The organism is Burkholderia sp. BCC0405 (assembly GCF_902833075.1).
GTDB lineage: Bacteria > Pseudomonadota > Gammaproteobacteria > Burkholderiales > Burkholderiaceae > Burkholderia.
The window spans coordinates 210,701-234,845 of the sequence record NZ_CADFEO010000001.1 but is presented as its reverse complement, the minus strand read 5'-3'; the positions used below and the strand labels follow the sequence as shown (position 1 = coordinate 234,845).

Below are 24,145 nucleotides of genomic sequence, written 5' to 3'. Positions count from 1 at the left end.
CCATTCCCGATCCGACCATGCTCGAACCCGCCATCATCGACCAGCTCGCCCGGCGTCTGCACGACGCGGAGCGCGAGCGCACGCAGATCCGCCAGATCTCGCTCGACCATCCCGACATCACGATCGACGACGCGTATGCGATCCAGCGCACGTGGGTGGCCATGAAGCTCGCGGAAGGCCGCACGCTGAAGGGCCACAAGATCGGCCTCACGTCGAAGGCGATGCAGAACACGTCGCAGATCGACGAGCCCGACTACGGCGCGCTGCTCGACGACATGTTCTTCGACGACGGCGGCACGATACCCACCGGCCGCTTCATCGTGCCGCGCGTCGAGGTCGAACTCGCGTTCGTGCTCGGCAAGCGGCTCACGGGCCCGCACTGCACGATCTTCGACGTGTACGACGCGGTCGACTACGTGGTGCCGGCGCTCGAGATCATCGATGCGCGCAGCCAGTCGATCGATCCTGATACGAAGCGGCCGCGCAAGGTGTTCGACACGATCGCCGACAACGCGGCGAACGCAGGCGTCGTGATCGGCGGGCGGCCCGTGAAGCCGCAGGACGTCGACCTGCGCTGGGTCGCGGCGATCATGTCGCGCAACGGCGTGGTCGAGGAAACGGGCGTCGCGGCCGGCGTGCTGAACCATCCGGCGAATGGCGTCGCGTGGCTCGCGAACCGGCTGGCGCGCTTCGACGTTGCGCTGGAGCCAGGGCAGATCGTGCTCGGCGGCTCGTTCACGCGGCCGTGCGCGGCGCGTCCGGGCGACACGTTCAGCGTCGACTACGGTCCGCTCGGGACGATCCAGTGCTACTTCGAATAAGGTGAGCGGACGATGCAGATTCCTTCGAATGTGTTCAAGGCCGCGCTTGCGCGCGCAGACGCGCAGGTCGGGCTGTGGCTCGGGCTCGCGAATCCGTACAGCGCCGAGGTGGTCGCGGGTGCCGGTTTCGACTGGCTGCTGATCGACGGAGAGCATGCGCCGAACACGGTGCCGACGATCCTCGCGCAACTGCAGGCGATCGCGCCGTATCCGTCGCATCCGGTCGTGCGCGTGCCGTGGAACGATCCGGTGATCGTCAAGCAGGTGCTCGACCTTGGCGTGCAGACGTTGCTCGTGCCGATGGTGCAAAGCGCGAATGAAGCGCGCGCGGCGGTGGCTGCAACGCGTTATCCGCCGCACGGGATTCGCGGCGTGGGCAGTGCGCTGGCGCGTGCGTCGCGCTGGAATCGCGTCGGTGACTACCTGCATCGCGCGAACGACGAGATGGCCGTGCTCGTGCAGGTCGAGACGCGGGCGGGGCTCGATGCGATCGAGGCGATTGCGCGGGTCGAGGGTGTCGACGGCGTGTTCATCGGGCCGGCTGATCTGGCCGCTGACCTCGGGCACCTCGGCAATCCGGGGCATCCGGATGTGCAGGCGGCAATCGACGGCGCGATCCGGACGATCAAGGCGGCCGGCAAGGCGCCGGGCATTCTGAGCGCGGATGAGGCGGCCGCGCGGCGCTATCTGGAGGCGGGGGCGTTGTTCGTTGCGGTCGGTGTGGACACGACGCTGCTGGCGAGAAGTGCGGAGCGGTTGGCTGCGCAGTTCAAGGGGAAGGGGGGCGAGGCCGCGAAGAAGGGGGACGGGACGTATTGAGCAATCAGGTAGCGGCAGATTTGCTCAATTTTTCTCGCCCGCACTTGATCAAGCTGCTTGAATCGAATGCGCTGCCGTATCACCGGACGGGTAAGCATCGGCGTGTGCGTTGTTCCGATCCGACGCATTACAAGGCAGCGCGATCAAGCGAGTGCCGACGCAATGAATGAGTTGAGCAGGCAGGCTCAGGCGTTGCGGATGGGTTACGAATGACGAGTTCGCCGTTTGCAGTTGTTTACAATGGTCGGCAAAGATTTCGTTCGACGCGTTGGGACGCGACGGGCAAGCGCGACAAGTGCTTCTACAAGTTTGTCGTGAGTCGTTCGATGAGATGCTGTCGATAAGTGACGAGTGCGCGGTATTGTTGGGCTTTGTTCGGCATTGTAAGGTCGATGATTCTACAATCCGAGTGAGAGCATGGCGCGCTGCAACGATAGGATTCCGTATTTAAAGATCAACAAGCTAGTTTGGAAATGGAAGCTATGTGAGGGGGACGACGCGGGCATCCCGGTGTGCGATGTCGGTTTATCAATGGCAATGGCTCCCCCAGTGAAGGCGTCCCCAGTAAAGCCAGCTACGCCCGTCGTGCGGGCCGACCAGCGGGACGCGCTCGACAAGATGGCGGACGACATTGAAAGAATCGCCGGCGCATTTTCGCGTTTCAAGAGATGGCTGGACACGCCTGATCAACCCAAGAAGCCGAAGCCAGCTGAGAAGGAAAAAGAAGTTCCGGCTTTCGATATTCAGAAAATTCCTGATGCTATGCGCAAAGAGCACATGCCGGTTTCGGCGAAGCTGATGGAGCGATGGTTTGCAGGCGAGCTTAATTATTCGACTACATTGGACGATCAGAGGAGCGAAATCAATCAGAATGGCGAGCTCTACCCTGAGTCAATGATTGACGAGTCACCATAAAGCTGGACTGGGTCCTCAAGCATGCGAGAGCAAAGAGGCAATACGATAATCTCATAAATATCGATATATATAATTCGAGAGCATATGAGGTCCTTAAGGATATTCTTGGCCGATATCGTAATCGCGTGGACGTATCACCTTGGACGGAGAGCGGCAACGATATCCGCAAGCTACACAAGGACTTCCAGTTTCAGCGTGCAGCAGTAGAAAGCTCATTTGAACAGAAGGCTTTACAGGCCGTGCGGCGGCTTCCCGACGCCGGTGTCCCCGACGACCTGACCGGCGCGTTGGGGGCATTCAACTTCTATGCGGCGGTAGCACGTGCCACTTTCGACGCCGAAAATGAGAAAGCGACGGTGACACACATTGTCGTGTACGTAAGGGATGGTTATTCATTTGAGGGTGCTACAGATTCGCGGTCCCAATATCTGGGCCACTGGAGCAAAAACGGCGTAGTTATCGTGCCGAGCTACACGGCAGCGAATCTTGCAGATCAGCCGTGGTTTGATTTTCCCGTGGTGGCTGGCAGTACGATCGCAAATCTCCATGAGCCGGGGAAGGTTTACTACCCGGTCCGGAATCGCTCGTTCCGAGAGTGGCAAGCCAGGCACCATCGAGGCGGCGACTTCATCATATTCTCCGACTATAGGCCAATCATGCTGGCTAAACCCATAACGGTGTATTTCGAATGAACGGACTGGCAACTGGCATGCAGGGGGCTGGAATAGTTGTGCTCGCGGAAATCATGATTTTCGGTATCGCTGCATGCCTTCTGATGGCTGTCTTATATGGCCTCTCGCACAAAGAGGGGCGCGCCGCGCGAATGAAATCGGGAATGAAAGTCCTAGGTTCCGGTTTGGTAATGATCACTTTGCTGGGCTACGCCACTTCTTACTACAAGGATGCTCGTGTACGCGCATATGCGACGCGGTTTGATACCGAGCTCTCGAAGAACGATGGCGGGCGCTACACGGCGCAATACGCCTATCTGGCAGGGGATCGAGTTCTTCTGCGACTCTACCGGACATCTGACATGCGATTGCTTGCCGAGCGGACTTACGAGTACCCGGATGCTGTTCGCTTGGTATGGACCAGGGAATCCTTGATATTCGATACTGCCGTTGATAGCGATGGAGAAATCGAGCTACCACCGACACGGCTCGATCGATTGAAGGCCATGCTGCCGTAGCTGTCGGTGATCCGAGGATCACCTCCCACGCACCGTGAAGCTGCTTTGTGATTTCCTGGGCCGGCCCGTGCTGCGGGGATGTTTCCGGGCACGCTGGATCACGCGAATGACGTGCTAAGACGCGCTTCGCGGCTCCCGTCCATTCTCCATATACCTCCCCGGCGTCGTCCCCAACGCACGCCGGAACATGTCGATGAACGCGCTCACATTGTCGTACCCGAGATCGAGCGCGATCGTCGTGACCGGCACGCCGTCGGCGATTCTCTCCAGCGCCCGCAGCAACCTGGCCTGCTGACGCCACTGCGCGAACGTCAGCCCCGTCTGAGCGACGAAGCGGCGGCTCATGGTCCGGGCGCCGATGCCGGCCCATTCGGCCCATTCCTCCAGCCGCCGGTTGTCCGCGAGATCCGCGGCAAGCGCATCGGTGATCCTCATCAGCCGCGGGTCCTGCGGCCGCACCAGCCCCAGCGCCTCGACTTCCGATGACGCGATTTCATCGAGGATCACATCGGCGATCCGCGTCCGCGCGGCATCCAGCGCCGCATCCCCCCAACTGGCCGCGCGCTGCACGGCCTCGCGCAGCAGCGGCGTCGTGCGGATCGCACGTGGCGTATCCGGCAGCGCCGCGCAGCGCGCTTCGGCAACGAACGCCGACCAGCCGGAAATCGGCCCGAACGAGCGCAGCGAATGCCGGCAATGCGGCGGAATCCAGATCGCGTGGATCGCTGGCACGACCCAGTCCTGGTCGTCGAGCCCGATCGTCAGCAGTCCGCTCAGCGCGCCGACGAGTTGGCCGCGCGCATGCGAATGGGGTGGCGTCACGCGCGGGTCGCGTTGCGACAGGACCGCAGCGACGACGAACGGGCCGTCGTCGGACGTGACGAATCGGGCGGGCAGGAGTGGATCGGACATGGCCGGATATCGGTATCGAATGGCCGTTATACCGGAGATCGGCCGAATTGGCACGCCTACACTGCATCCATCGATGACAACCGGAGTACGACACGATGCGAGCCGAACAGATGCTTCCCGACCATGCCGACCGGATCGAGGCCGACGGAACGACGATCCGCAAGGGCACCGTCGGCGCGTTCCTGGTCAACGCGCGGGTGCTGACCGACACGAACGCCGCGCCGGCCGACCGGGCGCGCGCGGAAGCCGACACGATCGACGCGTTGCCCGCGTTGCGCGCACTTGGCCTGTTCGACGTGCTGGAGGTGCGCGATCCCGCGCTGCGCGCGTGGCTCGATGCGCGATGACGCGCATCGGAGCCGTCGACCGAGACCCCTGATTCAAGGAGCAATCATGAAAGCAGCAGTCGTGACGGGCGCCGGCAGGCGTCCCGTCCAGATGGCATTCGACGCACCGCGTGAGATGCCGGGTCACCGCCTGATCGACGTGACGGCGTCCGCGCTGAGCCGGATCGCGCAGGGGCGTGCGTCCGGTACGCATTACTCGTCGGACGGGCGCTATCCATTCGTCGTCGGGGTCGACGGCGTGGGCCGTCGCGACGACGGGCAACGCGTCTATTTCTTCGGCCCGCCCGCACCGTTCGGCGCGATGGCCGAGCGCACGGTCGTACCCGATACGCGATGCGTGCCGTTGCCCGACGCGCTCGACGACGTGACGGCCGCGGCGATCGCGATTCCCGGCATGTCGTCGTGGGCTGCGTTGACCGAGCGTGCGCGGCTCGTCGCGGGCGAGACGGTGCTCGTCAACGGTGCGACCGGTACGTCGGGGCGGCTGGCGGTGCGAATCGCGAAGTATCTCGGCGCCGCGAAGGTGATCGCGACCGGCCGCAACGCGGCCGCGCTGCAGGCCTTGCTCGGCGCGGGTGCGGATGCCGTCGTGTCGCTGCAACAGGACGATGCACATCTGGCGCGGGCGCTCGAGCCGCATTTCCGCGCGGGCGTGGATGTCGTGCTCGACTATCTGTGGGGGAGCAGCGCGCAGGCATTGCTGGTTGCCGCGGCGAAGGCGACGCCCGATGGGCGTCGGCTGCGCTTCGTGCAGATCGGCTCGATCGGCGGCGCGGACGTGCTGTTGCCGGGAGCGGTGCTGCGGGCGACGGCCATCGAGCTGATGGGCAGCGGCCTCGGCAGTGTGCCGCTGCCGCGCCTGCTGGCCTCGGTGCGTGGCGTATTCGACGCGGCCGGGCCGGCGGCCTTGGCAATCGAGACGCGGGCCGTGCCGCTGGCGGACGTCGGCACGCATTGGGACGACACGAGCAGCTTGGTGCGAACGGTGTTCACGACGCGCGAGGGCGGATGATGAAGCGGCGGCGCGCCGCCTGGCCGCATGCACGGCTGGCGCCGTTTGGGCGTGCGATCTCTTCAGGATGCCGTTCGATCCGGCGAACCGCTTCGTGCCGCCATCGAGGGCGGGGCGGCAAGCCGCGGGCCGGCGACGCGGCGCGCGACGTGCGCGCCGCTACCCGCCGTCACGCCTAGAACCGCTGCTGAATCCCTGCCGTCACCCCGACCTGGGTCGTGCCATAGCCGTTGACATCGCGCGATACGCCGGCCTTCTGCCCGTGCTGCCCGATCGCGAATGCGCCTGCCGCGTACAGTACCGTGCGCTTCGACAGCGCGTATTGCGCGCGCATCGACACGAGCGTCGGATCGGCATCCGTGCCGCCCTTGATGTTCTGGTGATATACGGCGCCGATCAACGAGAACGTCGGCGTGAACTGGTACGAGCCGCCGACCCAAACCATGTCGCTCAACTGGTTCGCGGCGCTCGTGCGATACGCGCGCTTGTAGTTGCGGTAGCCGGCCATCGTCTTCAGGTTGCCGAAGTCGTAGCTCAGGCCCGCATGAATCCCCTGGATGTAGTCGACCGGATCGGCCGGCGTCACGCTGTCGGCTGCGCCGTTCTGCCGGTCGAACGCGACCACCGCGGCGAACGGGCCGCCCTCGTAGCCGATCGCCGCGTCGTACTTCGAGCTGGTTTTGACACTGCCCGGCACGTTGCCGAAGCCGTACATCGCGCCGAACTTGAAGCCGCTGAATTCGCCGTCGTAGCGCACGGCATTCGACGAACGCGTGAACATGCCGTCCTTGCGGCCGCCGGTCGCCATCGACGACGACGCCCACGAATAGTTCTGCGAGTAGCCCATCGGGTCGAACTGCAGCATGTAGTCGTAGGTGACGGTGAAGTTGCGGCCGAGCGAGATCTCGCCCCACTTGCCCTTCAGGCCGACGGTTGCGCGGCGCCCGAAGATCGAGTCGGGGCCGTCGTCGGACGCGCCGTTTGCAAGATCGATCCCGCTTTCGAGACGGAACACGGCCTTCAGCCCGCCGCCGAGATCCTCGACGCCGCGCAGGCCCCAGCGCGAGGTGTTCTTGTTGCCGGACTTGAGCTTGTACGAATTGCCGCCTTCCGGCGCGGCGTGGTTGGCGAATTCGATGCCGGCATCCATGATCCCGTACATCGTGACCGACGACTGCGCGTGCACGGCGCCGGCGGCGAGGCCGGCGACGGCGGCCGATCCGGTCAGGACGGCGGCGCGAAGGGAACGTTCTGCGCGTGACTTCATTGACGGTGTCTCCTTGGTTCTTGTGAGGGGGTGAAGCGGGATCAGGCGAATGCGGCGCGCGGCACGCCGCGGCGGACGTCCGAAGACGTCCGCCGGAGCTGCCTGTGATGACACGACGGAACGCGCGCAGGTGGCGGGCGGAGCGCCCGCCGCGTGGGTCAGCCCGCTTTCGCGAACGCCCAGCAGTCGTTGGTCGGGAATTCGATCCAGTGCTTGCCTGCCGCGCGCGGTACGTGGCCGAACGCGCGCAGGCGCATGTCGCCGCAATGGAACAGGTATTCCCAGCGGTCGCCGAGATACATCGACGTAACGAGGTCAACCTGCAGCCGGTTCGCGCCCGGGCCGTCGGCGACCTGCACGCGCTCGAGGCGGATCACGGCCTGCGCGTCCTGGCCCGGCGCGAACGTGTCGCGGGCAAGCGCCTGCAGTTCCCAGCCGTCGCCGGCGAGCGTCACGCGTTCACCGTCGATCGACGCGACGCGCGCGTCGATCCGGTTGTTGCTGCCCATGAACTCGGCCGTGTACAGCGAACGCGGCGCGCCGTACAGCTCGGCCGGCGTGCCTTCCTGCTCGATGCGGCCGTTGCGCAGCAGCAGGATGCGGTCGGACATCGCCATTGCCTCGGTCTGGTCGTGTGTCACGCACAGGGCCGACAGCCCAAGCGACACGATCAGTTCGCGCAGCCATGCGCGCGCTTCCTCGCGCAGCTTGGCGTCGAGGTTCGACAGCGGCTCGTCGAGCAGGATCACCGGCGGGTTGTAGACGAGCGCGCGCGCAATCGCGACGCGCTGCTGCTGGCCGCCCGAGAGTTGATGCGGGAAGCGTTCCGCGAGATGGCCAAGGCCAAGCTGGTCGAGCGCGCTCTGCACGCGGCGTTTCTGTTCGGCCGGTGCGACGCGGCGCAGCTTCAGCCCGTAGCCGACGTTGTCGGCGACGGTGCGGTGCGGCCACAGCGCGTACGACTGGAACACGAGGCCGAGCGAGCGCTGCTCGACGGGCAGGTCGACGCGCTGCGCGCCGTCGAAGAACACGCGGCCGTCGAGCTGGATGCGGCCGTCGGACGGCTGTTCGAGGCCGGCCACCGCGCGCAGCAGCGTGGTCTTGCCGCTGCCCGACGCGCCGAGCAGGCAGACGACTTCGCCGGCCTTCAGTTCGAACGACACGCCCTTGAGAATCGGATTGGCGCCGTAGCTGAGATGCAGGTCGTCGACGATGAGCTTATCCATGAAGTTTCACTCCGAAACGCAGGGCCACGCCGAGACCGGCACCGACCATCGCGATGTTGATGACAGAAAGCGCGGCGACCTGGTCGACGGCGCCGGTCGCCCACAGCGACACGAGCAGCGCGCCGATCACTTCGGTGCCGGGCGACAGCAGGTAGACGGCCGTCGAGTATTCGCGCTCGAAGATCATGAAGATCAGGAGCCACGCGGCGAGGAGACCGAAGCGCACGAGCGGCAGCGTCACGTCGAGCGACACGCGGCTGCGCGTCGCGCCGACGCTGCGGCCGGCTTCCTCGAGCTCGGGGCCGACCTGCAGCAGCGCGCTCTGGATGAGCCGCATCCCGTACGCGAGCCACACGACCGTGTACGCGATCCAGATGCTCCACATCGAGTTCTTCAGCTCGCGCAGGCCGGGGACGAACAGGAAGATCCACAGGAATGCGAGACCGGCGAGCAGGCCCGGCACCGCGCGCGGCAGCAGCACGATGTAGTCGAGCAGCTTGGTCGCCCAGTCGGGGCGGCGATGGCCGGCGAACGCGACGAGCGAGTAGAAGCCGACCGCGAGCGCGCCGCCGATCACGCCGATGCCGAGCGTGTTGACGATCGCGCGCACCAGGTTGTCCTGCTCGAACAGCTCGGTGAAGTTCGCCAGCGTCAGCACTTCGGCGAGCGCGACGCCTTCGCCCCAGTTGGTCACGAACGCGCGCAGCACGATGCCCGAGAGCGGCACGATCACCGTCAGCATCAGCCACAGCGCGACGATCGCGAGCGCGACCCAGCGCCACACGCCGAGCGGCAGCACCGTCGCGCGGCCAGCCTTGCCCTTCACGGTGACGAAGCGGTTCGCCGTTTTCAGCAGGCGGCGCTGCAGCAGCACGAGCGGGAACGTGATCGCGACGATGCACACCGCGACCGCGGCCATCAGGTGATACGACGGCACGCCGAGCTTGTTGGTCAGCTTGTACAGGTAGGTTGCGAGCACGAGGTGGCCTTCCGGATCGCCCAGCACGAGCGGCAGCCCGAACACTTCGAAGCCGAGGAAGAACACCAGCACGCCGGCGAACAGCAGCGCGGGCATCGTCATCGGCAGGCTCACGTCAAGCGCGACCCGGAACGGGCGGGCGCCCGTCACGCGGGCGGCTTCCTCGACGTCCGAGCCGAGGTTGCGCAGCGCGGCCGACGAGTACAGGTACACGTGCGGCACGTGCGTGAGGCCGACGATCACCGTGATCGCGAAGATCGAATACACGTTCCAGGGGACGTTCTGCACCCCGAACAGTTCCTTGAACCACACCGAGTAGAAGCCGACCGGGCCGGCCGCGACCACGTAGCCGAACGCGAGCACCATCGGCGACACGAACACCGGCGTGAGCAGCAGCGGTTCGAGCCAGCGGCGGCCGGGCAGGTCGGTGCGCACCATCAGGAACGCAAGGACGCCGCCGAGCGGAATCGAGATGAACAGCATCCCGCCGGCGATGATGAACGAGTTCTTCACGGCCGACCAGAAATCGGGATCGCTGAAGATGAAGCGGAAGCCTTCGATGCCGAGCGTCTTGTTCGCGTCGAAGAACGGCGCGGACAGCAGGCTCTGGAACAGGATGAAGCCGAGCGGCAGCGCGACCGCGACGGTCAGCACCGCGACGACGATCCAGCGCAGCATGCCGGCGAGCGGCTGCAGGCTGTTGACCGGCAGCGCGGGAATCGCATCGCGCGGGCCGGTGGTGGGCGGAACGGCCGGCGCCGTTCCGGGTGTGCTGGTTGAAAGCATGAGTTCGCCCCTGCGGCCATCCGGATGGCCGCCGCCAGGAAATCGGTGAGGGAAAGGGGCCGCCCGCGCGATGCGCGGCGGGCGGCAGTCGGTCAGCGGATCAGCGCTTGATCGCCTGCTGCCATTGCTTCAGGAAAGCGAGGCGCTTCGACTGGTCGAGATAGACGAGCAGGCCGGTGCCGATCTGGATCGGCTTCAGCGAATCGCCGAGTTCCTTCGTGAGGCTCGCGGCCGACGTTTCGCCGGTCACGTCCGTGCGGATCGCATACAGGTTCGCCTGGTCCGCGATCAGCGTCTGGCCGCGCTTCGACAGCAGGTAGTCGACCCACAGCTTCGCGGCGTTCGGGTTCTTCGACTTCTTCGACACCATGGCGAGGCGGCTCACGATCTGCGTGTAGTCCTTCGGAAACACGTAGCCGATCGACTTGTCCTTCTTCGCTTTCGCGTACGCGTACGAACCGATGATGTTGTAGCCGATCAGGTTCTCGCCCGACGAGATCCGCTCCATCATCGCGCCCGTGCTCGACTGCAGCTTCGGGCCGGTCGCGCCGATCGCCTTCACGAGCTCCCACGTGACCTTCTCGTTCAGGTGCGCGTCCTGCGTCAGCGCGTTGAAGCCGACACCCGATTTCTCGACGTCGTACGTCGTGACCTTGCCCTTGAACTTGTCGGGTTGCGACGTGAGCAGCCTGATCAGGTCGGCGCGCGTCTTCGGCACTTCGTTCTCGGGAATCAAGCGCTTGTTGTAGACGATCGCGAGCGGCTCGAACGTCGTGCCGTACGCCTGCTTCTGGTACTGCGCCCATTGCGGCACGTTCGGGCTTTCGGGCGAATCGTAGGACGCCATCAGGCCGTCGTTGACGAGCTTGACCTGCAGGTCCATCGCCGAGCTCCACAGCACGTCGGCGCTGGTGCTGCTCGCCGCGTTCTCGCTGATGTAGCGGTTGTACAGCTCGGTGCTGTTCATGTCGTTGTACTCGACCTTCACGCCGTACAGGCTTTCGAAGTCCTTGATCAGCGGGCGCACGAGGCCCGTGTCGGTCGTCGAATAGACGATCAGCTTGCCTTCCTTCTTCGCGGCGTCGATCACGCCCTGGTAACTCCCCGGATATCCGGCGGGAACCTGCGCGGCGGCGGCGCCGGCGGCAGTGCCCAGAACGACCGCCAGCGTGGCGGCGAGGTGCTTCGGTGCAAACGGCATGTCTTCCTCCAGTTACTTCCAGGTGTTGTTCGAGTGGAGCGGATGTTAATTGCGGCGCACTTTCAGCCTGCTTTCATTTCCGTTCACAATCGTGTCCTTTGTGTCATGGATTTCCCGAGGTCGAAGCGGCGGCGGCCGCGCGTTTTGCGGCGCGCGGCACGGTCAGGCACGGGCGGGAAGCGGCTGCCGCGGGACGCGGCAACGATGGCGGGGCGGCTATGCGGGTTGCGCGAGCAGTTTGCCGAGCAGCCGGCCGCCATGCCGCGCATGCGCGGCCGTCAGCGCGGAGTACCCGACGACGACCCCCGCTTCGCACCGGGCGCTTCGACAGAATCCGCGGATCGGCTGCAATTCGATCCCGTCCGCATGGGCTTGGGCGACATACGTGGCGTCGTCCATCCCGGGCGGCAGCCACAGCACGAAATGAAAGCCCGCGTGTTCGCCGGACACCGCGTACCGCCCGCCGGCGTGTTTCGCCAGCTGGTCGAGCACGATGTCGCGCCGCTGGCGGTACGCGTGGCGCGCGGCGCGCAGGTGCTTCGCAAAATCGCCGTGCGCGATGAAGCGGGCCAGCGCCAGCTGGGGCGCCACGCCGACCGAGCGTGCGGTTGCATGCCACACGGCCGACAGGGCCTGCCGCAGTTCCGCCGGCACGACCATGAAGCCGATGCGCAGCCCCGAGAACAGCGTCTTGTTGAACGAGCCGCAGTAGATCACGCGATCACACGCGTCGAGCGATTTCAGCGCGGGCAGCGGGGCGGTCTGGTAGCTGAATTCCCCGTCGTAGTCGTCCTCGATGATCCACGCGCGGTTGCGCTGCGCCCAGTCGAGCAGTTCGAGCCGGCGCGACACCGACATCGTGATGCCGAGCGGCGCCTGATGGGCCGGCGTCACATAGGCCGCGCGCGCATCGGGATGCCGTTCCAGCGACGCCGTGTCGATGCCTTCCCGATCGACCGGCACGTCGATCACGGTCGCACCCGCGATCGTGAAGATCTGCCACGCCGACGCATAGCCGGGGTCCTCCATCAGCACCGTCGAGCCGCGCGTGAGCAGCGTGCGCGCGACGAGATCGATCGAATGCCGGATGCCGGTCGTGATGAAAATGTCGCTGGCGCTGCACGGGATGCCGCGGTATTCCCGCAGGTATGCCGCGATTTCATTGCGCAGGCTCTCGACGCCTTGCGCGGGCGTGGCCCCGAGGTCGTTCGCCGTCGCGGCCAGCAGGCTGGCGCCGAGCGCCTTCTTCCATTGCTGCATCGGCAGCAGGCCGGGATCGGCGAGCCGCGCGACGAACGGGACGCCCGGGCGCACGCCTTGTTCCGGCGCGGTGGCGTCGGTCGTGCGTGCTGTCGCGGAGTGGGCGTCGGAGGGGGGAAGGCCGGTGTCGCGTGACTGCGCGGCCGCGCGCAGATAGCTGTCCGGCACCACCGCGCAGACCCGCGACCCGGATCCTTGCGTGCGGGCGATATAGCCCTCGGAGCACAGCCGGTCGTACGCCGCTTCGACGGTTCCCCGGGCGACGCCCCAGCGCGCGGCGAGGGTGCGGCTGGACGGCAGCGGGCTGTCGCCGGGCAGCAGGCGCTTCAGGATCGCGTCGCGCAGTGCGTCGGCAATGCACTCCTGCTTCGACTGCGGACTGCCCGAGGACAGCCCGGCAGGGCACGGCAGATCGAGCGGCATCGCGGCTTTGCCTCGCGGCATAGTGGTCCAGTCAGTGGCGGATTTAATGGTCCTTCAGCTTATATCACTTTGACCTTAGATTGCTGTCGACCACATCGATCCGACCGGAGACGGGCTCACCGCATGAAAACGCGTTCATTACCCCAGTGGGGCTGGCTGTTCCTGTTGATGCTCGTCGTGTGCCTGCCGCGGGTCACGATCGACGCGTACCTGCCGTCGTTGCCGGCGATGGCGGACGCGCTGCACGGCACCGACGCCCAGTTGCAGCTCACGCTGACCCTCTACATGGTCGGCTATGCGCTGTCGATGCTGGTGTCGGGGCCGTTGTCCGACCGTTACGGCCGCCGTCCCGTTTTGCTCGGCGGCCTGTGCCTCTATGTAGTCGCGAGCGTCGCCTGCGCGGGGTCGGCCAGCATCACGGCGATCGTCGCCGCGCGCATCTTCCAGGCGTTGGGCGGCTGCAGCGGAACGGTGATCGGCAGGGTGATCGTGCGCGAGCGCTTCCCGAGCGCGATGCAGGCCACGATGCTGGGGCGGATTTCGGCCGGCATGGCGCTGTCGCCGGTGATTGCGCCGCTGGCCGGCAGCGCAGTGGCCGAGTGGCTCGGCTGGCGCGGTGTGTTTGGATTGCTGGCGGCAGGCGGGCTCGTCGCGACGGCGATGGTGCTGCGCTACCTGCCGGAGACCCGCGAACGCGACGCGCGGCCGGCGCCGGGCAAGGGGCTCCTGCGGATCTACGCGGGCCTGCTCGGCGAGCGTCGTTTCCTGCGCTACTCGCTCGCCATCAGTTTCGCGTACTGCACGTACTACCCGTTCATCGCGGAATCGTCGACGCTGTTCCAGCGGCAACGGGGCGTATCCGGCCCGGCGTATGCCGCGATTTTCGGCCTGACCGTGCTCGGTTACCTGATCGGCTCGAACGTGTTTGCGCGGACCGGCGCCAGCTGGAAGGCCGATACCGTCATCGCGGCTGCTGCGGGCGTCAATCTGGCCGGCGCCGCCGTGCTGTGGATCGGCGGTGCGATCGCGCCGACGGCGGTGGCGGCGCTCGTCGTCCCGATGTTCTTCGTGATGATCGCCGTCGGGATCGCGATCCCGGCCTGCCAGTTCGCGGTGATGCAGCCGTACACGACGATCGCCGGGACGGCGTCCGGGTTGTTCTTCTTTATCCAGATGGCGATGACGGCCGCGTGCGGCGGCGTGCTGGCGTGGCTGTCGGATGGCACCGCGCGCCCGATGATCGTCGTCACGGCCGGTGCGAGCGTCGCGTTCGTGGCGGTGGCCGTCGGCCTGCGCGAGCGGCGGCGGGCAAGCGACGGTTCGCGCGTCGCGACGCGGAACCGGCCCGCCGCCGAGCGCTGAGGGACGGTCGGCGAAAAGGCCGGCGTGCGCCCGCGCCGGTGGCGCAACCCGTGTTTGCGCGAGGCGTCGCCGTGGAAAGGATCATGTAATGTAGCGGCCTGTCGCTGATCTTGCCGGAATCCCCATGCGTGTGCTGCTCGTCGAAGACAATCCGAACCTCGCCCAGTCGTTGCACGACGCGCTGAGCGCGGCGCGCTTCGCGGTCGATCACATGGCGGACGGCGAGGCGGCCGACCACGTGCTGCGCACGCAGGATTACGCGCTGGTGATTCTCGATCTCGGGCTGCCGAAGCTCGACGGGCTGGAAGTGCTGCGGCGGTTGCGTGCGCGGCGCAATCCGGTGCCGGTGCTGATCCTGACCGCGCACGGGTCGGTCGAGGATCGCGTGAAGGGGCTCGATCTCGGCGCCGACGACTATCTGGCGAAGCCGTTCGAACTGACCGAACTGGAGGCGCGCGCCCGCGCGCTGATCCGCCGCAGCCTCGGCCACGAGCATTCGCGGGTCGAATGCGGGCCGCTTTCGTATGACAGTATCGACCGCAGCTTCCATCTCGCGGGCGAGCCGCTGTCGCTCACGCCGCGCGAGCGTTCGGTGCTCGAGGTGCTGATCCTGCGCAACGGCCGCGCGATCAACAAGGAAACGCTGTCGGAGAAGATTTTCGGGCTGGACGAGTCGGTCAACGCCGATGCGATCGAGATCTACGTGTACCGGCTGCGCAAGAAGCTCGAGAACACGGGCGTCGCGATCGTCACGCTGCGCGGGCTCGGCTATCTGCTGGAAGCGAAGGCGGAGACGGCTGAATGAACTGCCGCCGCGCTCGCGACCTTTGCACGGGACCGGTGTACGCGTTGACGCGCGACGCAGGATCGACACGTTCGCGGCCTGCCAGCCGCACGCATGCCATTCACGGCCGGCGGCGCGGGCGCGGAGCGGTGCGCGATGCATGCCCTGCCATGTCCCATGGCGCGGCCAGGCGGGGGGGCGAGTGACCCGCCCGAACCTGCGCATCCAGGTCGCGCTGTGGCTGCTGCTGCCGCTGCTCGGCCTGCTCGCGCTCGACTCGTGGCTCACGTACCAGCGCGCGATGAGCGCCGCGCACGTCGCGTTCGACCGCACGCTGTCGTCGTCGCTGAAGTCGATCCGCGAAGGCGTGCGGCTCAACGACGGCGAGATCGAGGTCGACCTGCCGTATCTCGCGCTGGAAATGCTCGAATCGAGCGACGGCGGCAAGATCTACTACCTGATCCGCGAGGACAACGGCCACACGATCACCGGCTACCCGGACCTGCCGCTGCCACAGGGGCGCGACGCGGGCGACGGCGCGCTGTTCGTCACGCGTCACTACGACGTCGTCTATCGCGGCGAGCCGTTGCGGATGGCAGCGCTGCGCATCCCGGTGCACGACGTGCCGACCGCGCAGTCGCGCATCGTATGGGTGATGGTCGGCGAGACGATCGAGGCGCGCCAGGCGCTCGCGCGCGAGATCCTGGTGGGATCGCTGCTGCAGGAAGGGCTGCTCGTCGTGCTCGCGCTCGGCATCGTGTGGCTCGGCGTCGGGCGTGGGCTGCGGCCGCTGAACCGGCTGTCGGCGACGGTCGCCGCGCGCAGCGAGGACGACCCGACGCCGCTCGATACCGGCGCGATGCCGAGCGAACTCGCGCCGCTCGTCGAGTCGATCAACCAGTACATCGGCCGCACGCAGCGGATGCAGGTCGCGCGGCGCCGTTTCTTCGCGGACGCGGCCCATCAACTGAAGACGCCGCTCGCGGCCGTGCAGGCCGGCGTCGAGCTCGCGCTGCGGCCCGACGAGCAGCCGCGCGTGACTGGGCACCTGCGGCGCGCGAACGGCGCGGTGCGGCAGGCCGCGAAGATCGTGCAGCAACTGCTGTCGTTGTCGCGGCTCGATTCGGACAGCGGTCATGCGGTCGCGCACAAGCCGGTCGCGCTGCACCGGCTCGCGCGCAGCGTGACGCTCGACTGGTCGCCGGTCGCACGTGCGCGCGACATCGATCTGGGCTTCGAGCACGAGGCCGATATCGACGTGCACGGGCAGTCCGACCTGCTTGGCGAGATGATCGGCAACCTGATCGACAACGCGATCCGCTACGCGGGCGACCGCGCGGTGATTACGGTGCGCGTATCGCGCGATGGCGAGCACGCGCGGCTCGACGTCATCGACAACGGGCCGGGCATTCCGGCGGCCGAGCGCGACGCGGTGTTCGAGCGCTTCCATCGCGGCAGCAAGACGCAGACGGTCGAAGGGACGGGGCTCGGGCTGTCGATCGTGCGCGAGATCGCGCGCGTGCATCAGGGCAGGGTGACGCTGGGCGATGCGGCCGGGGGCGGATTGGTCGTGACGGCGTGGCTGCCGGTGGCGCTCGATGCAGAGCTGCAGAAATAGGAACAGTTAAATCGACAATTCATTGATTATTTTAATGTCGTCGTAACACGCTGCTATTTTTGACAGCTACAAAATCAGAATCTTTATACCTACGATAAATTGGCCGTCTAATGCGCGGCCTCGTCTTGATGATTTAGGGGTGAATCGAAATTTCAGATTATTGAAAGGGAACCACATCATGGCTACAGTACTCGATGAAGACGTCCTGCCGGAAATTGTTGTCGTGAAATTCAAGGTGAGCGGAGGGCAGGTCACGTCCGGGAACGGAAAGGCACCGCTCATCACCTTCGCCGCTGCTTTCAATACAGAAGGCGTGCAAGCCTCGCTGCCGGAGGGGAGCGGCTCCGTGGAAGGTGCGGGTGTGGTTGTCTGGAGCCAACGGCCAGCACCGACAAAAATCGCGATTCGCGGGAATTACTGGAATTTTCCGTCAAAGGAAGGCGTAGGACACAGCAATCTGGTGCGGACCTTCTGGATGCACTTGCACGGTTACATCGGATTGGTTTCCGTCGCCAACTGGCATGGCATTCCGCCGGCGCCATTCCCATTGCTGGATTTGAGCTCGGTTACGCCGCGGAATTCGAAAACCGGAACGGCGAACTATACGATCTATCTCGATCCGAAAATTCCGGATGAAACAATCACGGTGAGCGATGCAGTACTCACCGAATTGGAGATTCAAAAATAAATGATCGATATTGTTTATAAAAAAGCATTGGTTGAATTTCAGGGCTGAATCATTTCGTCCCGGTGACGCATTGCGGAAAATTACCGCGTGCGTCACTTTTTAAATCGACGGCTGGCCCCGTCATACTGCGGCACAGGGGGCAGCACACCGACCGTCGACGATGATCGCGCCCCGGCCCGCCAAGCCCCGGAACGTACCGGCAGAGGGTTCCCGACAGGCGCGGCACGTCGAGCGATCCCGAAAAGGTCTTCGGCCCCGAGTCGTCGTAGACGACGTGCACGCTTTCGCCCTTGGTCAGGCACTGGGTCGATGGCGAGCGGCAGGCTCGATCTGCCGGCGCGTGTGCGCGCAGGCCCGGCAGTCTGCATGGCAGGTCTATCAGTCGCCGAAGCCGATTTCCGCGTCGAGTGCCTGCCCGATTTCCAGGAAGCTGCCCGCGCCGCGTACGACGATCGCATTGATGCCGAACGTCAGCTCGCCGTTGAAGTTCGGGTTCGCGCGATAGGTCTGCATCGTGTCGGTCGGCTCGTGCGGCCACGCGGGATCGGGCGCGCCGGTGGCCTGGTCGATCGTCGGCATCGGGCAGCGGGTGCACGGCTTCACGAGGCGCAGCCGCACGGGCGTCGCGCCTTCCGTGTCGAGATGTTCGACGAAATCCTCCTCGTATGCAGCGAGATCCGACACGACGATGTTCGGGCGGAAACGGTTCATCGGAATCGCCGGTGCGCCTTTTGCGGCGAGCCGTGCGTTCAGGTCGTCGAGCGACGCCTGCCCGATCACGAGCAGCGGGTAGCCGTCAGCGAATTGCGTGTGCGTATCGATCTCGCCGGTCCATTTGCGGTTGCAGCCGCGGCGCGCGTCGGGGCCGAAGCGCGCGAGCTTCGTGGGCACGCCGAGGAATTCGGTGAGCCACGCGGCCGTTTCGGCGCCCGTGTCGATCGCGTCGACGGTGTCGCGCCACACGGTCGCGGCCATTTTCGGCGTGGTGGGCGAACCGTTGCCGTCGAGCGGCGTGCGGATCTCGCGCATGCCCGGCGCGTTCAGCACGAGCGCATCGCTGCGAAGCGCGGTGTGGATCAGCGCGAGGCGCGGGTGCGTGCGCTGCGTGATCATCTGCCCGGCGGGGTCGGTGATCAGCCAGTGGCGATCGTAGGCCAGGCCCGTTTCGAGCAGTTGCGCGCGCGACAGCGCGATGCCGGCGCAGGATTTGATCGGGTAGACGAAGAGTTCGGCGATGGCTGGCATGACGCTGGCTGAAGGCGGATGACGAGACTGCGATTGTGCCAGATCGTGCCGACGCCGTTCGGGCGGCTGCGCGCCGTCGCGCGGCCGGTCATGCGAGCGGGAAGCCGGGGTCGAACGTCGCGCGCACGTCGAGCGGCTGGCGCAGCAGTCCGGCCTTCAGGTAGAAGTCGGCCGTGCGTTGTTGCTCGGCGATGATCGTCGCGTCGATCGGCAGCCAGCGCGTGTTCCGGCGCTCGAACTGCAGCCTCGCGGCCGCCGGCGGGATGCCGATGATGCGCGCGAGCGCGGCGGAATACGCGTCGACATGCCGGTACGACCACGTCTGCGCGCGCACGACGCGCCGCAGGAAATCGTGCAGCGCGTCGCGCTTCGACGCGATCGCCGCGTCGGTCGCCGCGATGTAGCTGAGGCCCGACCACAGCCCGCGGCCATTGACGAGTACGCGCGCGCGACCGCTCGTTTCGGCAAGCGCGGTATAGGGTTCCCAGGTCGCCCAGGCGTCGATTGAACCGGTTGCAAGCGCAAGCATCGTATCGGCGGGCGGCAGGAAGCGGAACGAGACGGCGTCGGGCGGCAGGCCGGCCGCGTCGAGCGCCTTCAGCGTGACGAAATGGCCGATCGAGCCGCGCGTGGTGCCGATGCGCTTGCCCTTCAGGTCGGCCGCGCCTTTCAGCGCCGCATCGGGCCGCACGAGAACGGCCGTGCCGTACGGGTCGGAGCGGTTCGCGCCGATCACCTTGATGCGTGCCCCCGACGCGAGCGCGAAAATCACCGGCGCATCGCCGATCGGCCCGCAGTCGACGGCGGCCGCGTTCAGCGCCTCGGCGAGCGGCGCGGCGGCCGGGAACTCGGTCCACGCGATGTCGTACGCCAGGCCGTTCAGTTCGCCGGCGGCTTCGAGCAGCGCACGCAGCCCGCCTTTCTGGTCGCCGGCGCGCAGCAGCGGCCGTGCGCCCGATTGCGCGCGCAGCGCGGCCGGTGCCGCGGCGATGGTGGCGAGGGCGCTCGCCTGTGCGAGGAAATGGCGTCGGGTCGGATTCATCGTGAAGTTCGGTCGGAAGAGACGTTCAGGGATTCAATCAATGCGGAAGTCCGGCCTGTACATCGCGCACGGGCTCCGCGTCGACGCGCACCAGCAGCGCGGTTAGCGGATCGCCGGTCGCTGCCGGTACGGCCGGTCGTGCGGTGCTGTCCGAGCGGCACAGCAGGTCCGCATCCGACCAGCCGGCGCTGCCCGGCAACGCGCGTGCCCGCAGCCAGCCGCGGCGATCGGCGAGGAGCTGCGTGCCGCCGAGCGCGTCGGGCGCCACGCCGGCGATCGTCGCGAATGTGAGCCACGCACCGGGCGTCGACGCGACGCAATCGGCTTGCGCGGTGCCGCTCGCCTGCGCGACGGGCGCGCCGCGCGCCGTGACGAGCAGCGTTTGCCAGCGCGCGTCTTCCGGCGGGGGCGTCGCGCCCGGCGCGAGCGCGACGACGCGCACGCGCTGGCCTTCGCGCCAGCGCTCGAGCGGTTGCGGCGCGGCGGCGCCGCAGCGCACGTCGAGCGCCGGCAGCGGGACCGGTACGGGCCACGCGCCTTGCGCTTGCGCGCCGCTGCCCGCGGCGAGCGCTTTCAGGTAGTCGAGCACGGCCCAGGTATCCTGCGCGCCGAGCGTCGCGGCGAAGCCGGGCATTGTCGACGCGCCGTGTTCGTCGCGCATGCCGTGGCGCACGCGCCAGAACAGCTCGCCGTCGAGACGGCGGGCGAGCAGCGCGCCGGCGAAGGTCGGCGGCCAGCGCGAGAGCGTGGCCGCGAGCGGCCCTTCGCCGCGGCCGTCCGTGCCGTGGCAGGCCGCGCAGTGTCGTGCATACAGGTGCGCGCCGCGCATCACGTTCGATACCGAAAACGGCGCGGGATCGCGCTGGAAGCTCGTCGGCACGGCGGGCGAGAGCCACAGCGAAGACGGCGGCCACGGCGCGCACCATGCTGCGGCCAGCGCGGCGAGCGCCGTGGCGACACGCCACTTGCGTGAAGCGAGCGCGATGCCCGCGAGCACGACGGCCAGCGCCGTCGCCGCCGCGGCGAATGCGAGTTGCCGCGTGAGCCCCGCGTCGATGCGCAGCGTTTCGAGCGCGATGCGATGGGCCCAGGGCCAGGCGGCTTGACCGTCGGCGTCGCACGTCAGCCCGATCGCATGCAGCACGCGCGCCAGCGCGATTTGCGCGCGATACAGCCCTTGCAGAAACATGAGCGCCCAGTCGGCGAACGTCGGCGGGTTCATCGGCGCCATTCCCGCCGCGCGGCGGCCCAGCGTCGAGCGGCACCGCGCATCTACCAGCTCGCATCGAGCCCGAGATGCCGCAACGCATCGTGGCGCAGTTCGGCGAGGCGCGGGTCGCCGCGATGGCGCGGGTAGGGCAGGTCGACGTGCAGTTCGGCGACGATGCGTGCCGGACGCGGCCCGAACACGATCACGCGCTGCGCAAGGAACAGCGCCTCCTCGACATCGTGCGTGACGAGCAGCGCGGAGAAGCCGTCGCGTTGCCACAGCGCGGCGAGCTCGGCCTGCATCGTGAGCCGCGTGAGCGAATCGAGCTTGCCGAGCGGCTCGTCGAGAATGAGCAGGCGCGGATCGTTGACGAGTGCGCGGGCCAGTGCGACCCGCTGCGCCATCCCGCCGGACAACTGATGCGGGAATGCGTTCGAGAATTCCTGCAGCCCGACGCGCGCGAGCGCCTCGTCGACACGATGCTGCGACACGCGCGCCACGCCGCGCGCCTCGAGGCCAAGCGCAACGTTCGCGCGCACGCGCCGCCACGGGTACAGCGTCGGGTCCTGGAACACGACGATGCGCGATGGATCGGGGTGTTCGATCGGCACGCCGTCCTGTGCGATCGTGCCTTGCCGCGCGGCATCGAGGCCCGCGACGAGGCGCAGCAGCGTCGACTTCCCGCAGCCGCTCGGGCCGAGCAGCGCGACGAATTCGCCGGCCGCGACCGACAGCGTGACGTCGTCGAGTACCGGCAGCGCGCCGCCGGGGCCGTCGAACGCATGGCTCACGCGGCGGATGTCGATGCGCGCACCGCGCGGCGCCGTGACGGCGGGCGCTGCGGCAACGAAAGAGGCAACGGACGATTCGAGACCGGCGCTCACCATTTGACGGTTCCTTTCTGCCAGGCGAGCGCGCGATCGCGCACCGCGAACAGCAGCGCAATGAGCCCGGAAAACAGCAGCGCCATCACGATCAGCGCCGCATACATGTTCACGTACGATGCCCAGCCCTGCGCCCAGCTCAGGTACCAGCCGAGCCCCGACTTCACGCCCATCATCTCGGCGACGACCAGCACCGTGAACGACGCGCTGAGCCCCATGAAGATGCCGACGAACACGTGCGGCAGCGCGGCCGGGATCGCGACGCGCAGCACGAGGAAGCGCGCATTCGCACCGAGCGTGCGCGCGACGTCGTAATACTGCTTGTTGACGCTCGCGACGCCCGACCACGTCAGCACGGCCACCGGGAAGCCAGTTGCGAGCGCGATCAGGAACGCGGCCGCCGAATAGCTCGACGGGAAGAAGTAGAACGTGAGCGGCAGCAGCGCGGTGGCCGGCACGGGGCCGAGCACGCGCAGCACCGGATGTACCCAGTAGCCGATCCGGCGCGACCAGCCGATCGACACGCCCACGGCGAAACCGACCGCGACGCCGTACGCGAAGCCGAGCGCGAGCAGCTTCAGCGTGTTGCCTGCGCTGCCGAGGAGGCGCGGCCAGTCGTCGACGTAGACTTCGATCAGCGCCTGCGGCGGCGCGAAGAACGGGGTCGGCAGCCAGCCGGTTTTCGCGGTGACGATTTCCCACGCGGCGAGCACGAGCGGCAGCGCGACGAGCCATGGGCCGGCCGGGCGCACGCGCGCGAGCCGCGTGCGTGTCGCGGGTGCGAGATGGCCGAGCGTCGCGGCGATGAGCAACAGCGCGGCGATCGTCCACGCGCCGACGGCGAATTCGTCGGTGTACGCCCAGTCGGTGAAGCCGACGACGCGGTTCGGCCACAGCCGCGTGAGCGCGCCGAGCGCGGCCCACGCGAGCGCGGCGGCGATGCCGGTCGGCCAGGTGCGCGCATGGCGGGCTTCGGCGGCCAGCGTCGCTTCGCACGCCGTGCAGGCGATGCGCGCCGCGGTCACGGTGGCACTGCCGCCGGAGGGGGCGGACGCGGTATGCGCGGAGGGCGCGCGTTCGATCGTCGACATCGCGTCACCCCAGCACGTTCGCATAGACCTGCTGCGCGAAGCGCTGCGGGTCGGTGCTCTTCTTCAGCACGCTGATGCGGCGGAAGTCGTCCGCGTAGAACGCGATTTCCTGCTGCAGGTCGACGTTGGTCGGGTGATGATCGTAGGTGAGCGTCGCGTAGAGCTTGCGCAGGTCCTCGGGGCTGATCTTCGGCGAATACTTCGCGAACACCTTCGCGGCTTCGTTCGGGTTGTCGTGCGTGAACTCGGTGGCCTGCACGATCGAGCGTGCGAGTGCGGCGGCCGACGGCCGGTCGTTGCGCACGAGGTCGCCGCGCGCGCCGATCACGCAGCACACCTTGCGCGCGTATTCGCCGGACAGGTTCGTCGCCAGTTCGGTGTACGCACCGTTGCTGCGCTTCTCGAGCAGATAGAGATTCGGGTCGCCGTCGGCGATCGCGTGGATCTCGCCCTTGTCGACCGCCACGCCGAGCAGGTCGGCCGGATACTGCCGCCACGTGATGTCGCGCTCGGGATCGATCCCGTTCTTCGCGAGCAGGATCGAGAAGAAATGCTTGCCGGGTGCGGCCAGGTCGCTGACGCCGACCGTCTTGCCCTTCAGCGCCTGCAGCGTCGTCACGCCGGCGGCCTTCGCGCCGAGCAGCCGCACGCAGCCGCCGTGCGAGCTGCCGATGATCTTCACGTCGAAACCGGCTTCGAGCGGCTTGAGCCAACGATGGATCATCCCGACCGCCGCATCGGCCTTGCCGGTCGCGATCGATTCGAGCAACTGGTCGGTCGATCCGCTGTAGTTGATCAGCTCGACCTTCAGGCCATTCTTCTCGAAGAAGCCGCGCTCCTGCGCGACGACGATCGGCGTCAGGCAGAACGCGTTCTGGTTCCACGCGAACGTGAGCTTCTTCAGCGGCGGCGCGGACCAGGCCTTGCGGCCCAGCGTGATCGCGGGCGCGGCGAGCGCGACGGCGCCGGCGGCGCGCAGCAGCGTGCGGCGTTTGCCGTCGTGCGCGTCGGCGAGCGCGGGTGCGGTGGTTCGGGACATGTTGGTCTGGTCTCCGGTCGTGCGG

Annotated in this window: 21 protein-coding genes and 2 pseudogenes; 11 read left to right on the top strand and 12 right to left on the bottom strand. The window is 67.1% G+C overall.

The window, feature by feature from the left end:
* Positions 1-17 precede the first annotated feature (17 nt).
* The 5 genes and pseudogenes from hpaH to HWX36_RS01080 all read left to right on the top strand — a co-directional run bounded on the left by hpaH (position 18) and on the right by HWX36_RS01080 (position 3,744).
* Positions 18-821 (top strand): 2-oxo-hept-4-ene-1,7-dioate hydratase, encoded by an 804-nt coding sequence (hpaH, locus tag HWX36_RS01100; RefSeq protein WP_175950448.1) that lies wholly within the window; start codon positions 18-20, stop codon positions 819-821.
* A gap of 12 nt (positions 822-833) precedes the next feature.
* A complete protein-coding gene (hpaI, locus tag HWX36_RS01095) occupies positions 834-1,640 on the top strand; it encodes a 4-hydroxy-2-oxoheptanedioate aldolase (protein WP_175950447.1) in 807 nt (268 codons plus the stop codon).
* Positions 1,637-1,853, top strand: a pseudogene (locus tag HWX36_RS01090) (excisionase family DNA-binding protein); the annotation flags it as partial. The gene hpaI and the pseudogene HWX36_RS01090, both read left to right, overlap by 4 nt.
* 204 nt (positions 1,854-2,057) lie before the next feature.
* Positions 2,058-3,247, top strand: a pseudogene (locus HWX36_RS01085) (DUF6402 family protein).
* Positions 3,244-3,744 carry a hypothetical protein gene (locus tag HWX36_RS01080; RefSeq protein ID WP_244136276.1) on the top strand — a complete coding sequence of 167 codons (501 nt, stop codon included), beginning with the start codon at positions 3,244-3,246 and terminating at the stop codon, positions 3,742-3,744. The pseudogene HWX36_RS01085 and the gene HWX36_RS01080 overlap by 4 nt, the downstream one beginning before the upstream one ends.
* Positions 3,745-3,858: 114 nt before the next feature.
* On the opposite strand, the gene HWX36_RS01075 is transcribed toward HWX36_RS01080, so the two are convergent.
* On the bottom strand, positions 3,859-4,656 hold the full coding sequence (locus HWX36_RS01075) for a helix-turn-helix transcriptional regulator (protein WP_175950446.1): 798 nt from the start codon (positions 4,654-4,656) through the stop codon (positions 3,859-3,861).
* A 95-nt stretch (positions 4,657-4,751) separates the two neighbouring features.
* Here HWX36_RS01075 and HWX36_RS01070 point away from each other — a divergent pair, with 95 nt between their 5' ends.
* The gene (locus HWX36_RS01070) at positions 4,752-5,003 is read left to right on the top strand and encodes a hypothetical protein (RefSeq protein ID WP_175950445.1); all 252 of its coding nucleotides are present in this window, start codon (positions 4,752-4,754) and stop codon (positions 5,001-5,003) included.
* Positions 5,004-5,049: 46 nt separating this feature from the next.
* Positions 5,050-6,015, top strand: a complete 966-nt coding sequence (locus tag HWX36_RS01065; protein WP_175950444.1) for a zinc-binding alcohol dehydrogenase family protein — start codon at positions 5,050-5,052, stop codon at positions 6,013-6,015.
* Between the two features lie 175 nt (positions 6,016-6,190).
* Here the strand turns inward: HWX36_RS01065 and HWX36_RS01060 are convergent, their stop codons facing one another.
* The 5 genes from HWX36_RS01060 to HWX36_RS01040 form a co-directional block, all read right to left on the bottom strand.
* Complete coding sequence (locus HWX36_RS01060; protein WP_175950443.1) at positions 6,191-7,282, bottom strand: porin; 1,092 nt, start codon at positions 7,280-7,282, stop codon at positions 6,191-6,193.
* A gap of 158 nt (positions 7,283-7,440) precedes the next feature.
* Positions 7,441-8,508 (bottom strand): ABC transporter ATP-binding protein, encoded by a 1,068-nt coding sequence (locus tag HWX36_RS01055; protein WP_175950442.1) that lies wholly within the window; start codon positions 8,506-8,508, stop codon positions 7,441-7,443.
* Positions 8,501-10,273 (bottom strand): iron ABC transporter permease, encoded by a 1,773-nt coding sequence (locus tag HWX36_RS01050; protein WP_175950441.1) that lies wholly within the window; start codon positions 10,271-10,273, stop codon positions 8,501-8,503. Before HWX36_RS01050 ends, HWX36_RS01055 begins: the two co-directional genes overlap by 8 nt.
* Positions 10,274-10,373: 100 nt before the next feature.
* Positions 10,374-11,474, bottom strand: coding sequence for an ABC transporter substrate-binding protein (locus tag HWX36_RS01045; RefSeq protein WP_175950440.1), 1,101 nt, complete (start codon positions 11,472-11,474; stop codon positions 10,374-10,376).
* 216 nt (positions 11,475-11,690) lie between these two features.
* A complete protein-coding gene (locus HWX36_RS01040) occupies positions 11,691-13,178 on the bottom strand; it encodes a PLP-dependent aminotransferase family protein (RefSeq protein WP_175950439.1) in 1,488 nt (495 codons plus the stop codon).
* Between the two features lie 102 nt (positions 13,179-13,280).
* Here HWX36_RS01040 and HWX36_RS01035 point away from each other — a divergent pair, with 102 nt between their 5' ends.
* From HWX36_RS01035 to HWX36_RS01020, 4 genes are all read left to right on the top strand, one after another.
* The gene (locus tag HWX36_RS01035; protein ID WP_175950438.1) at positions 13,281-14,519 is read left to right on the top strand and encodes a multidrug effflux MFS transporter; all 1,239 of its coding nucleotides are present in this window, start codon (positions 13,281-13,283) and stop codon (positions 14,517-14,519) included.
* 124 nt (positions 14,520-14,643) lie between these two features.
* Positions 14,644-15,324: a response regulator gene (locus HWX36_RS01030; RefSeq protein ID WP_175950437.1), complete on the top strand. Its 681-nt coding sequence runs from the start codon at positions 14,644-14,646 to the stop codon at positions 15,322-15,324.
* 181 nt (positions 15,325-15,505) lie between these two features.
* On the top strand, positions 15,506-16,921 hold the full coding sequence (locus HWX36_RS01025; RefSeq protein ID WP_175950436.1) for a sensor histidine kinase: 1,416 nt from the start codon (positions 15,506-15,508) through the stop codon (positions 16,919-16,921).
* A gap of 178 nt (positions 16,922-17,099) precedes the next feature.
* The gene (locus HWX36_RS01020) at positions 17,100-17,609 is read left to right on the top strand and encodes a hypothetical protein (RefSeq protein WP_175950435.1); all 510 of its coding nucleotides are present in this window, start codon (positions 17,100-17,102) and stop codon (positions 17,607-17,609) included.
* A 378-nt stretch (positions 17,610-17,987) separates the two neighbouring features.
* Here the strand turns inward: HWX36_RS01020 and HWX36_RS01015 are convergent, their stop codons facing one another.
* The 6 genes from HWX36_RS01015 to HWX36_RS00990 form a co-directional block, all read right to left on the bottom strand.
* Positions 17,988-18,854: an MOSC N-terminal beta barrel domain-containing protein gene (locus tag HWX36_RS01015; protein ID WP_175950434.1), complete on the bottom strand. Its 867-nt coding sequence runs from the start codon at positions 18,852-18,854 to the stop codon at positions 17,988-17,990.
* An 88-nt stretch (positions 18,855-18,942) separates the two neighbouring features.
* Positions 18,943-19,896: an ABC transporter substrate-binding protein gene (locus HWX36_RS01010; protein ID WP_175950433.1), complete on the bottom strand. Its 954-nt coding sequence runs from the start codon at positions 19,894-19,896 to the stop codon at positions 18,943-18,945.
* Between the two features lie 37 nt (positions 19,897-19,933).
* The gene (locus HWX36_RS01005) at positions 19,934-21,118 is read right to left on the bottom strand and encodes a cytochrome c (protein WP_175950432.1); all 1,185 of its coding nucleotides are present in this window, start codon (positions 21,116-21,118) and stop codon (positions 19,934-19,936) included.
* Positions 21,119-21,168: 50 nt separating this feature from the next.
* A complete protein-coding gene (locus HWX36_RS01000) occupies positions 21,169-21,993 on the bottom strand; it encodes an ABC transporter ATP-binding protein (protein WP_175950431.1) in 825 nt (274 codons plus the stop codon).
* On the bottom strand, positions 21,987-23,081 hold the full coding sequence (locus HWX36_RS00995; protein WP_175950430.1) for an ABC transporter permease subunit: 1,095 nt from the start codon (positions 23,079-23,081) through the stop codon (positions 21,987-21,989). Before HWX36_RS00995 ends, HWX36_RS01000 begins: the two co-directional genes overlap by 7 nt.
* A gap of 4 nt (positions 23,082-23,085) precedes the next feature.
* Positions 23,086-24,120 carry an ABC transporter substrate-binding protein gene (locus HWX36_RS00990; protein WP_175950429.1) on the bottom strand — a complete coding sequence of 345 codons (1,035 nt, stop codon included), beginning with the start codon at positions 24,118-24,120 and terminating at the stop codon, positions 23,086-23,088.
* Positions 24,121-24,145 lie beyond the last annotated feature (25 nt).

What these genes read in the sequence shown, in the direction of transcription:
- HWX36_RS01045 (WP_175950440.1), bottom strand. Translation starts at nt 11,474, where the DNA reads ATGCCGTTTGCACCGAAGCACCTCGCCGCCACGCTGGCGGTCGTTCTG.
- HWX36_RS01050 (WP_175950441.1), bottom strand. Translation starts at nt 10,273, where the DNA reads ATGCTTTCAACCAGCACACCCGGAACGGCGCCGGCCGTTCCGCCCACC.
- HWX36_RS01000 (WP_175950431.1), bottom strand. Translation starts at nt 21,993, where the DNA reads ATGGTGAGCGCCGGTCTCGAATCGTCCGTTGCCTCTTTCGTTGCCGCA.
- HWX36_RS00990 (WP_175950429.1), bottom strand. Translation starts at nt 24,120, where the DNA reads ATGTCCCGAACCACCGCACCCGCGCTCGCCGACGCGCACGACGGCAAA.
- HWX36_RS01010 (WP_175950433.1), bottom strand. Translation starts at nt 19,896, where the DNA reads ATGAATCCGACCCGACGCCATTTCCTCGCACAGGCGAGCGCCCTCGCC.
- HWX36_RS01015 (WP_175950434.1), bottom strand. Translation starts at nt 18,854, where the DNA reads ATGCCAGCCATCGCCGAACTCTTCGTCTACCCGATCAAATCCTGCGCC.
- HWX36_RS01020 (WP_175950435.1), top strand. Translation starts at nt 17,100, where the DNA reads ATGGCTACAGTACTCGATGAAGACGTCCTGCCGGAAATTGTTGTCGTG.
- HWX36_RS01055 (WP_175950442.1), bottom strand. Translation starts at nt 8,508, where the DNA reads ATGGATAAGCTCATCGTCGACGACCTGCATCTCAGCTACGGCGCCAAT.
- HWX36_RS01070 (WP_175950445.1), top strand. Translation starts at nt 4,752, where the DNA reads ATGCGAGCCGAACAGATGCTTCCCGACCATGCCGACCGGATCGAGGCC.
- HWX36_RS01040 (WP_175950439.1), bottom strand. Translation starts at nt 13,178, where the DNA reads ATGCCGCGAGGCAAAGCCGCGATGCCGCTCGATCTGCCGTGCCCTGCC.
- hpaI (WP_175950447.1), top strand. Translation starts at nt 834, where the DNA reads ATGCAGATTCCTTCGAATGTGTTCAAGGCCGCGCTTGCGCGCGCAGAC.
- HWX36_RS01005 (WP_175950432.1), bottom strand. Translation starts at nt 21,118, where the DNA reads ATGAACCCGCCGACGTTCGCCGACTGGGCGCTCATGTTTCTGCAAGGG.
- HWX36_RS01065 (WP_175950444.1), top strand. Translation starts at nt 5,050, where the DNA reads ATGAAAGCAGCAGTCGTGACGGGCGCCGGCAGGCGTCCCGTCCAGATG.
- HWX36_RS00995 (WP_175950430.1), bottom strand. Translation starts at nt 23,081, where the DNA reads ATGTCGACGATCGAACGCGCGCCCTCCGCGCATACCGCGTCCGCCCCC.
- HWX36_RS01030 (WP_175950437.1), top strand. Translation starts at nt 14,644, where the DNA reads ATGCGTGTGCTGCTCGTCGAAGACAATCCGAACCTCGCCCAGTCGTTG.
- HWX36_RS01060 (WP_175950443.1), bottom strand. Translation starts at nt 7,282, where the DNA reads ATGAAGTCACGCGCAGAACGTTCCCTTCGCGCCGCCGTCCTGACCGGA.
- HWX36_RS01035 (WP_175950438.1), top strand. Translation starts at nt 13,281, where the DNA reads ATGAAAACGCGTTCATTACCCCAGTGGGGCTGGCTGTTCCTGTTGATG.
- HWX36_RS01075 (WP_175950446.1), bottom strand. Translation starts at nt 4,656, where the DNA reads ATGTCCGATCCACTCCTGCCCGCCCGATTCGTCACGTCCGACGACGGC.
- hpaH (WP_175950448.1), top strand. Translation starts at nt 18, where the DNA reads ATGCTCGAACCCGCCATCATCGACCAGCTCGCCCGGCGTCTGCACGAC.
- HWX36_RS01080 (WP_244136276.1), top strand. Translation starts at nt 3,244, where the DNA reads ATGAACGGACTGGCAACTGGCATGCAGGGGGCTGGAATAGTTGTGCTC.